Source organism: Arthrobacter sp. JCM 19049 (assembly GCF_001310435.1).
Map to the genome: position 1 here is coordinate 1 of NZ_BAXF01000045.1, position 10,981 is coordinate 10,981.

8 protein-coding genes and 4 pseudogenes are annotated in these 10,981 nt (G+C 64.2%); 6 read left to right on the plus strand and 6 right to left on the minus strand.

Annotated features, from left to right (window positions below):
* Positions 1–1,053: pseudogene (locus JCM19049_RS03960) on the plus strand (M3 family metallopeptidase); the annotation flags it as partial.
* A 2-nt stretch (positions 1,054–1,055) separates the two neighbouring features.
* Entirely contained in the window at positions 1,056–1,817 is a 762-nt protein-coding gene (locus tag JCM19049_RS03965) for a GNAT family N-acetyltransferase (RefSeq protein ID WP_054820871.1), read from the plus strand.
* Between the two features lie 53 nt (positions 1,818–1,870).
* On the opposite strand, the gene JCM19049_RS22190 is transcribed toward JCM19049_RS03965, so the two are convergent.
* Positions 1,871–2,008 carry a hypothetical protein gene (locus JCM19049_RS22190; protein ID WP_306420673.1) on the minus strand — a complete coding sequence of 46 codons (138 nt, stop codon included), beginning with the start codon at positions 2,006–2,008 and terminating at the stop codon, positions 1,871–1,873.
* Positions 2,005–2,427, minus strand: coding sequence for a dihydrofolate reductase family protein (locus JCM19049_RS03970; RefSeq protein WP_306420674.1), 423 nt, complete (start codon positions 2,425–2,427; stop codon positions 2,005–2,007). The genes JCM19049_RS22190 and JCM19049_RS03970 overlap by 4 nt, the downstream gene beginning before the upstream one ends.
* A 254-nt stretch (positions 2,428–2,681) precedes the next feature.
* Between JCM19049_RS03970 and JCM19049_RS03975 the strand changes: the two genes are divergently transcribed.
* The 4 genes and pseudogenes from JCM19049_RS03975 to JCM19049_RS03985 all read left to right on the plus strand — a co-directional run bounded on the left by JCM19049_RS03975 (position 2,682) and on the right by JCM19049_RS03985 (position 6,273).
* Positions 2,682–3,506: an alpha/beta hydrolase gene (locus JCM19049_RS03975; protein WP_279402425.1), complete on the plus strand. Its 825-nt coding sequence runs from the start codon at positions 2,682–2,684 to the stop codon at positions 3,504–3,506.
* 473 nt (positions 3,507–3,979) lie between these two features.
* Complete coding sequence (locus tag JCM19049_RS03980) at positions 3,980–4,216, plus strand: hypothetical protein (RefSeq protein ID WP_054820873.1); 237 nt, start codon at positions 3,980–3,982, stop codon at positions 4,214–4,216.
* A gap of 15 nt (positions 4,217–4,231) precedes the next feature.
* Positions 4,232–4,306: pseudogene (locus JCM19049_RS18510) on the plus strand (bifunctional DNA-formamidopyrimidine glycosylase/DNA-(apurinic or apyrimidinic site) lyase); the annotation flags it as partial.
* A 269-nt stretch (positions 4,307–4,575) separates the two neighbouring features.
* Positions 4,576–6,273, plus strand: a complete 1,698-nt coding sequence (locus JCM19049_RS03985; RefSeq protein WP_054820874.1) for a DUF6119 family protein — start codon at positions 4,576–4,578, stop codon at positions 6,271–6,273.
* 367 nt (positions 6,274–6,640) lie between these two features.
* Here JCM19049_RS03985 and pdxS read toward each other — a convergent pair.
* The 4 genes and pseudogenes from pdxS to JCM19049_RS04005 form a co-directional block, all read right to left on the minus strand.
* Positions 6,641–7,548 (minus strand): annotated as a pseudogene (gene pdxS, locus JCM19049_RS03990) (pyridoxal 5'-phosphate synthase lyase subunit PdxS).
* Positions 7,549–7,899: 351 nt separating this feature from the next.
* Entirely contained in the window at positions 7,900–8,457 is a 558-nt protein-coding gene (locus JCM19049_RS03995) for an HIT domain-containing protein (protein ID WP_054820875.1), read from the minus strand.
* Between the two features lie 117 nt (positions 8,458–8,574).
* Positions 8,575–10,586: pseudogene (gene thrS, locus JCM19049_RS04000) on the minus strand (threonine--tRNA ligase).
* 80 nt (positions 10,587–10,666) lie between these two features.
* Positions 10,667–10,981, minus strand: a 315-nt coding sequence (locus JCM19049_RS04005; RefSeq protein ID WP_279402424.1) for a hypothetical protein, incomplete at its 5' end; no start/stop codon positions are given.

Sequence of the window (10,981 nt, forward strand, 5' to 3'; positions counted from 1 at the left end):
CGACGCGTGGGACTGGAGCTACTACTCGCAGGCCGTGCTGCGCGAAGCTACGCGCTGGATTCGGCCGCGCTGCGCCCCTACTTTGAGCTGGAGCGGGTGCTGCGCGACGGCGTGTTCGCCACCGCCACGAAGCTGTACGGCATCACGTTCGCCGAACGCACCGATTTGCCGGCCTATCACCCGGACCTGCGGGTGTGGGAGGTTTCCAACGCCGACGGCAGCGCGCTGGGACTGTTCACCGGGGACTTCTTCGCCCGGGAGACGAAGAAGGGCGGAGCGTGGATGACCTCGCTGCGCGATGCGGCCAGCGACCTGGACGAGCTGCCGGTGGTGACCAACACGCTGAACATCACCAAGCCGGCCGCCGGGCAGCCGGCCCTGCTGACCCTGGATGAGACCCGCACCCTCTTCCACGAGTTCGGCCACGCGCTGCACGGGCTGTTCTCCAACGGCAAGTACGCCTCGCTCTCAGGCACCTCGGTGCCCCGCGACTTCGTCGAATTCCCCTCCCAGGTCAACGAAATGTGGGTGCTGCACCCGGAGGTGATCAGCAACTACGCCCGGCACCACGAAACCGGGCAGCCGCTGCCGGCGGAGCTGACCGAGAAGATCCGCGCCGCCGAGCAGTGGGGCGAGGGCTTCGCCACCACCGAGTACCTGGCCGCCAGTGTCCTGGACTGGGCCTGGCACACCCTGCCGGCCGGCCAGCAGGTGGGCGACCCGCAGGAATTTGAGCGCCAGGCGCTCACCAACGCCGGGTTCGACCCGGATTTGATCCCGCCGCGCTACCGCACCGGGTACTTCCAGCACATTTTCGCCAACGGCTACTCCGCCGGGTACTACTCCTACATCTGGAGCGAGGTGCTCGATGCCGACACCGTGGAGTGGTTCACCGAAAATGGCGGGCTCATGCGCGAAAATGGGGAGAGGTTCCGCGCCGAGCTGCTCAGCCGGGGAAACACGCGCGAACCGCTTGAATCCTACGAAAACTTCCGTGGCCGCGCCGCGCGGGTTGAGCCGCTGCTGCGCCGTCGAGGCTTGGTGAACGCATAAATATGACGACAATTGCTTCCGCCCAGGACGCTCTGACCCACTGGCACCAGGCGTTGGCCGTTGCCACCGGGGGAAAGATCTTTACCACCCATGGCTGTTCATGGGTGTGGCAGCCGGTGCGCAAGCGCCTGTTGCTGCTCTTCCCCGAACACCCTGAACCGGCGGGCCTGCGTCCGGGATTGGCCGAGGGGCGCCGGCTTGGTGCCCGCCGTGTGGAGGCCTGGCTGAATTCCGGGGCCCCGTCCGAGCACCTGCTCGACGCCGGGTTCACCGACAACGCGCAGGTCTCCTGGCACGCCGGCTACCTGGCAATCCCCCACGAACAATGGAAGGGCAAGATCCGCCTGGGTCCGAACGTACCCGAGGCCAGCGGCGCCGACGCCAAGGAACTGGAGGTAACCAGCCTGTGGCGGAACCTGGAAACCGGGCTGAGCTCCGGGCACCCGGCGTTGCGCCGCATCGAACACGCGGTTGCGCGCACCGAGGAGAATGAGATCGTTGGCCGCGGTTTCGTCCAGCAGGGCCTGGAGGGCCAGCTGATGGTGCATTCGCTGGCGGTGGCGCCCAGCCACCAGCGCCAGGGGGTGGGCACCGCGCTGCTGCACGGGCTCTCCCGGTCGATGATCAACCCGCTGAACCCAATGGACGACACCGAACCGGTGGAGCTGCTGGCCGCCGCGACCCCGCGCAGCGCCGAGTTCTTCACCCACAACGGGTTGCGGCTGCTGGGCCGCGGTCGCCACCTGATCATGCGCAGCTGGTAACCAGCCTGGTTAGCCTGCCGCGGTGCCTGTGCCCCGCGGCAGGCCGAGACCCGCTATGCGGAACGGACCTCGTAGACGAGCCGCGCGAATGGGCCGGCCGGTTTCGCCTCCATGAGGCGCAACCGGTCGGCCTTGATGTTTCTGGGCAGCACCGGGGCGCCTGCGGCCAGCGCTGCCGGGGCAATGGTCAATGCGATCCGGTCCAGGCGCCGGCATCGAAAAATTGTCCGGCCAGCTCCCCGCCCCCAAGCACCCAGATGTCCCCGCCGTTCGCGGCGGCCCGGATCTGCTCCAGGTGCTCCTGCACCGGGCCATTGACCAGCCGCACATCGGCGCCCTCGGGAATTGGCAGCTGACGGCTGGTGAAGACGAAGGTCGGCTTCTGCCCGTAGAGCTGTTGCCAGCGTTCGGGGTTCTCCAGCAGTTCCTCCTGCTCCAGCATCCACAGGTAGGTGCTTGATCCCTCGACGTGGACTGCCGCATCCGACGGGAACAGTGAGGGGTCCGGCTCCTGGGCACCAGGCACCTCAAAAAGCCACTGCAGGGAATGATGACGGTCGGCGATATACCCGTTCAGGCTCATGGCCAGGTCGTAAATAATCGATGACATGTTCTCAGCGTAGACAGGCAGAGCGTTGACGGCCAACGGGGCCGAAGGAGCCGGCCGCGCGCGCCTGGAGGCATTAAATTGGGAGATCTTGAGCGGATTCTACTACTTTCGTAGTGGCTCGCGGCGTACACTTGGCCTACTACATCGCTTGCCGCCAAGGGAGGCGCGTCATGGCCCTGACAATGACATCCAGACCGGCCCTGCCGGAAGTTTCCGGGGTGGAGCACCAGTACTTGGATCTGCCTGACGGCCGAATGCATATCGCAAGCGCCGGGCACGGGCAGCCGGTACTGCTGCTCTCCGGGTTCGGACAGTCCTGGTGGGAATGGCGCGAGGTGATGCCGGCGCTGGCCGCGAACGGGTACCAGGCGATTGCGCCGGATCTGCGGGGCGAAGGCTGGAGTGAGCTGCCCACCAAGTCAATGAACCGCAGCCGGCGCGCCGAGGACATCCTGTTCCTGCTAGATCGGCTGGGACTGGACCCAGTCAGGCTGGTCAGCCACGACCTTGGGGCCATCAGCGCGTATCATCTGACCCTGGATCAGCCCGAACGCTTCCGCGCCCAGATTCTCTTCTCAGTTCCGCCGCCGCAAATGCGGTTCACCGCCGACCTGCTGCCGGGCATGCGGCATCTGTGGCACCAGGAAGTCCTGGCGATACCGGGTCTGGGGCCAGCCCTGCTGCGTGGAAACTACTTGCCGCGGTGGCTGTTCTCGCATTTCGTGGCCCAACCCCTGGCACCGGAAGTCGTTGAATTCTATGTCTCGCTGCTGCGTGATTCTGAATTCTCGCGGGGCAGCACTCCCCTCTGCCAGAGAATCGTGTTGCCCGAGCTGGCGCGGATTACCCGCGGGGCATACCGCCAGCGGCGCTTTGCCATGCCAACGCTCTTCGTGTTCGGCACCAAAGATGTCGGCTTCCCGCCGCACGTCGTCGACAAGCTCTTCGCGGATCCAAGCACGCTTGGTCGGGACGTACGTGTGGCGGCTGTTCCAAACGCCGGTCACTACGTGGTGGACGAGGCGCCCAACGCGACCATCAAACTCATCATGGACTTCTTCGGGGAACAGGCACCGTGAACCGTTGCCATGTAGGCGGTGGCGAGGCGTGACGGGTAAGAGGTTAGCTGTCCTTGTTGCGCTTTCGCCCCGTTACCGAAAATTGCCAGCTCGAAAAAACAATGGCGATCATCAGTCCGAGCTTGACAATAAGACCATTTTATAGACCCCACGGGTCCTGGAGCATGGGAGCTACCCGCCGGGTGATGAGCCGGCGGTCGCGGCCACCGCTGCCAAGCGCTCACGTCGCCGAACGCCGTCGAAGCTCGATCTGGGCGACGACACGTCAGAGACGCTCGCCGAGACGAAAGTCTCGGTCAAGCAGCTCCGAGACCAGAGACACCTCACTGTCGCCGATCCGGAAGAGTCGGTCCGTGCCCACTAGCGACGAGTACTGCACGCGTGCAGGGTCTACCACGTGGTCCCTGATGGACAGGAACTGCTCTTCACCGGGCGCAACACGGGCGACATCGTCGTCATGCTAGGTGTAAGTTTTGGGCACCGGGAACATCTGCGCCGACGAGGCGCTCTGGTTCGCCGAGGTGCAGGGCGAGACGCCGGCTTCCTCGCTGTCCGCGGCGAGGATCTCGGCGGTGATCGATGCGGCGCGGCAGGTGATGGCCAATGCGCTCGCGCAAGGAGGGGAATCCTTCGATTCGCTCTACGTCGATGTGGCCAGCAGCAGCGTGTACTCTGACTGGAGCCTGAGCGTGTATGGGCTCGCAGGGTAACCTTGAGCGCGTTGCGGGACGCCGATCGTGCGGGAGAAGTTCATGAACCGGACGAGCCACTTCTGCCTGGTCTGCCAGCGAAAACGCTAACTGAACAATCAAGCGAAGCACGTGAGGCGTGGCATTTCCTCGGCCGTGGGGATGCTCAACCTTTTGCGCATGATGGTGGCAGCCGGAGGCAAGCTGTATCCAGGCTCCTCGTACCGGTGTCTGCGTTCGCGATTGTTCCAGCGAACTTTGCCGTCCGCTGCCCCGACCGAGCGCCCATGGCAGGCGGGTGGGCGCATTTCCGGGGTGCTTCCTGGCAGACTTTGACTAGGGTCGCCGCGTAGGTGCGGCGCATGCGATGAGGGGAAGAGATGGCTCGACAGAAGGCCACAGCTCAGGCAACCACGCTGTACAGGCTGCGCAATACGCCCGAACTTGAAGAGGCGGTCAAGAAGAAGTACCGGGACGATTCGGCCTTCACACAGAAGCCGTGCACGATCAAGGACCGAGACGCGCTCCTCATCGTCGGAACAATTGGCGGCCAGGGGCCGGTAAAGTGGGCCTCCCGCGTGGAGCAGTTAACCGGCATTGTTGTGGACGAATCCAACGAAACCGCCGCCGGCGTGTTGCTGCTGCGCCTGGACGATCAGAAGAACGCGGCCACTTGGGCGCTGTGTTGGGGGATGGGCTGGTTACTCTTGGATCAGGGGCTGGTCGACGGAGCGTTCGGTCAGAGACTTGCCCTGCGGTCCGCCGATCCCGAACTCCTGAGTTCGTTGACTCGGTCCGTGCTCGATGAGCGCGCAAAGGTGGACCGGTCCTCCATTCCCGCTGGTTCGGGGCTTACTGGCTTCGGTATCGGCGGCTTCGGCGAACTGGTGACTCGGGTTGTTGGCAAGGCCGAGATCAAAGGCCTGACGATCGGGAAAGAGTTCCGTGTGCGAGGAGCCGATGCTGTTTCTGTGCCTCTTGGACTCACGCCGTCAGCTCTGCTGACAGATCTCCAAGTACTTAACGACCTTCTGGCGCAGAATCCCCCTTCCGAGTTGCAGGCTCTAGAACAACTTGTTCCGGTCAAGAAAGGAACAGATTTGCATCAGCGCTTGGAGACGCACCTTCTATCCGAACTTCAGAAAGACCTCCATACTTCCAAGATCACGGTGACCTGGCCACATGAACATCTGAATGAGAACAAGCCAGCGGAATCTTTCAGGGTCAAGCGCGGTGGTGACACGCAGCCGAGGGCCGATCTACCGACAGCTGAGGTCATCCTGGAGTTGATGAAGGGGCGTGACGTCGCATCGTTGGACAGGATCAAAATCCAACTATTCGGCGATGCCGAAGGCGAAGATGTGGTTAGCGGCGATATCCCGCTCCGCAAGTGGGTTGCGCTTGAGATAGAGGAGACCGGACGGAGGTACTTCCTGCATAGCGGGCAGTGGTTTGCAATGGATCTCGATTACGCCAACCAACTCGACCAACGTGTGAAGGAAATCTTTGCGAAGTCTTCAGGAGTGACGATGCCCGACTGGCATGCACCCGACGATGAGGAGGCCTACAACAAGAAGGCTGCTGAATCTCTGGATGCTGTTCGGATGGACCGGAAGCTTGTTCAGACGTCTCAGAACAAGCGGGGCTTTGAGCCGAGTGACCTGATCACAGAAACGGACGTCTACGTCCACGTCAAGTCGGCGACCTCGTCGGCACCGCTTAGTCATCTGTTCGCACAGGGAGGCAATTCTGCGCACGCGCTGCAGCACGACGGCGAGGCCCGAGCGAAACTGCGCGAACGGGTTAAGCAACGCGGCGGGAACCCCGAACTCATCGGGACTAGGCCTCGCAAGGTGATATACGCTATCCGTGCGAAGGAGATTGGCAGGACGGTAAGCCCGGACGACCTCTTTAGCTTCAGCAAGGTGTCGCTGGTTCGAGTATTCGATGAGTTGGAGGGCCGGGGTATCGAGGTACGAGTCGTCAGCATTGAGTATCTGCCGCGTGATTGGCCAATCGGAAGCAGAATGCAGGCTCGGGAGTTTTCCGGCGCACAGTTTGCTCTGACCGCTTGGTAACGATGGCTGTCCCTGGTGGGCGAACCTAAGGGCGTGCATGCCTCTGATTCTCTCCTGACTGCTCCCTTTCATGAAGTCTGTCTGTCCTATCACAAGCAAACCGGAGCGGCGGACGCGCTTGAATCTGATCCGGTCGGCGTCGCGCATCGCCTCAACCTGATATTGCTGCTTAGGCATGAATGGAGAAGACGAGAGCGTTGGACTCGTAGGAGAGCCGGTTCTGCTCCCCGATATGCACTTCTTGACGACAGCACGGACGAATACGCAGTTTAGACCACGGCATCAGTCCCAATCAGCTATGAAAAGCAGAGGCCCACGCCACCGAAAATCCGGTGACGTGGGCCCGAATTGCCTAGTATTTCAGGGTTTACCAGCCGCGCTCGGAGAGGCGGTGCGGTACCGGCACGTCGGCGACGTTGATGCCGACCATGGCCTCACCCAGGCCGCGGGAGATCTTGGCCAGTTCATCCGGGTTGTCGTAGAAGGTGGTGGCCTTCACGATGGCCTCGGCACGCTGGCCGGGTTGCCGGACTTGAAGATGCCCGAGCCGACGAACACGCCGTCCGCGCCCAGCTGCATCATCATGGCGGCGTCGGCCGGGGTGGCGATGCCACCGGCGGTGAACAGCACGACCGGCAGCTTGCCGGTGGTGGCCACCTCCTTGACCAAATCGTAGGGGGCCTGCAGCTCCTTGGCGGCCACGTACAGCTCGTCCTCCGGCAGCGCGCGCAGCTTGGCGATCTCGGTGCGGATCTTGCGCATGTGCCCGGTGGCGTTGGAGACATCGCCGGTGCCGGCCTCACCCTTGGAGCGGATCATGGCAGCGCCCTCGTTGATCCGGCGCAGCGCCTCCCCCAGGTTGGTGGCGCCGCAGACGAACGGCACGGTGAAGGGCCACTTGTCGATGTGGTTCTCGTAGTCGGCCGGGGACAGCACCTCGGACTCGTCGATGTAGTCAACACCCAGGGACTGCAGGATCTGCGCCTCGACGAAGTGGCCGATGCGGGCCTTGGCCATCACCGGGATCGAAACGGTTTCGATGATCCCGTCGATCATGTCCGGGTCGCTCATGCGTGAGACCCCGCCCTGGGCGCGGATGTCGGCCGGAACGCGTTCCAGTGCCATGACGGCCACGGCACCTGCGTCCTCGGCGATGCGGGCCTGCTCGGGGGTGACCACATCCATGATGACCCCGCCCTTGAGCATTTCGGCCATGCCGCGCTTCACGCGGTCCGAACCGGTCTGGGCCGACGGGGTCTGATCTGGGTTAGACATTCTGGCGTTTTCCTTTCCAACACTGAACGCACTTCTGGGCTACGCCAGTAATCGTAGGATGACGCGTAACATTTCCCTCCGGTGTTGCGTCACATTCGCCAACCGGTAGATTTATCTCCCGATTCGCCTGGGTGACGTAACAATTCACTCGCGAAAAAAAGCAGGTCAGATTTGCTTTGCCGCCTGGCGCGGGAACGAGCGCAGAAGCAAGTCCAGATCCCCTTCGCAGGTTCCGCGGGGCGTCGATCGTGCGCCGGGAACACCGCGGGCCCGGAACCGCCAACTGGTGTTTGGTGGCTCCGCCCGCGGGTACGCCTTCGCGTGTGAGGCGGTCTGCGCGGCGCGGTGCGTCTAGACCTGGTCCCAGGCGTTGGCGACCTCGCTGCGCACCTCGCCCAGGGTGGCGGAGATGGCCTTGGAGTTGGCGATGATCGGGAAGAAGTTCCCGTCCCCGCCCCAGCGCGGCACCACGTGCTGGTGCAGGTGCGCGCTGATGCCCGCTCCTCCGGCCAGGCCCTGGTTCATGCCCAGGTTGAAGCCCTTGGCGTTGGAGACCTGGCGCAGCACCCGCATCGAATGCTGGGTCAGGGCGCCCATTTCCGCGGTCTCCTCGGCGGTGATGTCATCGTAGTTCGGCACGTGGCGGTACGGGCAGATCAGCAGGTGCCCGGGGTTGTACGGGTAGAGGTTCAGCAGCACGAAGCAGCTCTGGCCGCGGTGCACGATCAGGGACTGCTCGTCGCTGCGGGTCGGGGCGGCGCAGAACGGGCAGTCGTCCTTGTCCTGGAACTGGTGCTGTCCGCCCTTGACGTAGGCCATCCGGTAGGGGGTCCACAGCCGCTGGAACGAATCCGGCACCCCGGCCAGCTCGAAATCGTCGGTGACCTTTTCATCGTCCGGATACTGCATCCCGTGGGACCCCTTCCCTCACCCGGCCGGCAGCGCTGCCCGGGCGGCAGGCACGGTGGCCTGCCAGCGCCCGGGCAACGTGGCCCGCACGGGTTGCGTGCGTGTTGAAACGGCGTGCTAGTTGTTGTTCTCGCGGTTGGCGATGGCGTTGACGATGCGGGAGACCGCCTCGTCGACGGACACCCCGTTGTCCTGGCTGCCGTCGCGGAAGCGGAAGGAGACCGCCCCGGCCTCGGCGTCCTCGCCGCCGGCGATGAGCACGAACGGGATCTTTTCCTTGGACGCGTTGCGGATCTTCTTCGGGAAGCGGTCCGAGGAGTCATCCAGTTCCACGCGCACGCCATGGGACTTCAGCTTGGCCACGACCTCGCCAGGTAGTCGTTGAACGCCTCGGCGACCGGGATCGCGCGTACCTGCACCGGCGCCAGCCAGGCCGGGAAGGCGCCGGCGTAGTGCTCGGTGAGCACGCCCAGGAAACGTTCGATGGAGCCGAACTTCGCGGCGTGGATCATCACCGGTTCCTGGCGCGAGCCGTCGGCGGCCTGGTACTCCAGCCCGAAGCGGGCCGGCTGGTTGAAGTCGTACTGCACGGTGCCCATCTGCCAGGTGCGTCCGATGGCGTCCTTGGCCTGGACCGAGATCTTCGGCCCGTAGTAGGCCGCGCCGCCCGGGTCCGGGACCAGCTCGACGCCGGTGGCGGTGGCGACCTTCTCCAGCACGGCGGTCGCCTCGGCCCACTGCTCGTCGGAGCCGATGAACTTGTCGCTGTCATCGCGGGTGGACAGCTCCAGGTAGAAGTCATCCATCCCGAAATCGCGCAGCAGCGAGAGCATGAAGTTCAGCAGGTGCTCGACCTCGGCCGGGGCCTGCTCCTTGGTGACGTAGGAGTGCGAGTCGTCCTGCGCGAAGCCGCGCACGCGGGTCAGCCCGTGCACCACGCCGGACTTCTCGTAGCGGTAGACGTGCCCGAACTCGAACAAACGCAGCGGCAGTTCGCGGTAGCTGCGTCCGCGGGAGCGGAAGATCAGGTTGTGCATCGGGCAGTTCATCGCCTTCAGGCGGTACTCCTGGCCCTGGCGGGTGATGTTGCCGTCCTCGTCGCGCTCCTCGTCGATCTGCAGCGGCGGGAACATGGTGTCGGCGTAGTACGGCAGGTGCCCGGAGGTGTGGAACAGCCCGTCCTTGGAGATGTGCGGGGTGCCCACGTACTGGAAGCCCTCTTCGATGTGGCGGTCGCGCACGTAGTCTTCCATCTCGCGCTTGATGATCCCGCCCTTGGGGTGGAAGACCGGCAGGCCCGAGCCCAGCTCATCGGGGAAGGAGAACAGGTCCAGTTCGGCGCCCAGCTTGCGGTGGTCGCGGCGCTCGGCCTCGGCCAGGCGCTCCTGGTAGGCCTTCAGGTCCTCCTTGGTGGGCCAGGCGGTGCCGTAGATGCGCTGCAGCTGCTTGTTCTTCTCGCTGCCCAGCCAGTAGGCGGCGGCCGAGCGGGTCAGCGCGAACGCGTTCTTGATCAGCTTGGTGTTCGGCAGGTGCGGGCCGCGGCACAGGTCCTTCCAGAGCGTTTCCCCGCTCTTGCGGTCCACGTTGTCGTAGATGGTGGTTTCCCCGGCGCCGACCTCCACCGAGACCCCTTCGCCGATGGTGTCATCGGCGTCGGCCTTGGCCAGCAGCTCGCACTTGTAGGGCTCGTCGGCCATTTCGGCCTTGGCCTCCGCGGGGGTGACCACGCGGCGTTCGAAGCGCTGGTTCTGGTTGACGATCTTGAGCATCATCTTTTCCAGCTGCTTCAGGTCCTCAGGGGTGAAGGGCTCCTCCACGTCGAAGTCGAAGTAGAACCCGTCGGTGATGTAGGGCCCGATGCCCAGCTTGGCGTCGGGGCGCAGCTGCTGCACGGCCTGGGCCATCACGTGGGCGGTGGAGTGGCGCAGCACCTCCAGGCCTTCGGGATCGGCGATGGTCACGCGGGTGACGGTGGCGCCTTCGTGCAGTTCGCGGGACAGGTCGCGCAGTTCGCCGTCGACGTGCATGACCACCACGTCTTTTTGGTCGGCGTAGTACTGGGCACCGGTCGTCCCCGCGTCCACCTGTACCTGCTCGCCGTCGATGGTGAGAGTCAGCTGCTCGCTCATGAGATCGGGTTCTACCTTTCGTAACGAAAATGGCTTCATAGCTTGCGGCATACCTTGGCCACAGCCAGCCACGACCCAGTTTAGTTCAGCCGGCCTGCGGCGTCCTGCTCACTTCGGGGTTTGTGGCGAATCGGGGCTTGATGTGACTTGTTCAACAGTTCATCGGCCGAGAGCAGGGCGGAGAAGTGCCACAGTTCGCGCGTCGGCTCGGGTTGGGCGTTGGGGATCCTGCCGGCCTTCAGATCCCGGCGGAAGGCCGGGATCAGCGCCTCGATGCGGCGCACCAACTCATCGGCCTCGTCGCGGGTGAGCATCAGGTTGCTGGTGCTCAGCGTCGCCTTGGCCTCGATGTCGCCGTCGGAGGCGTAGTGCTGCTGGGCGTGGGCCAGAGCGGC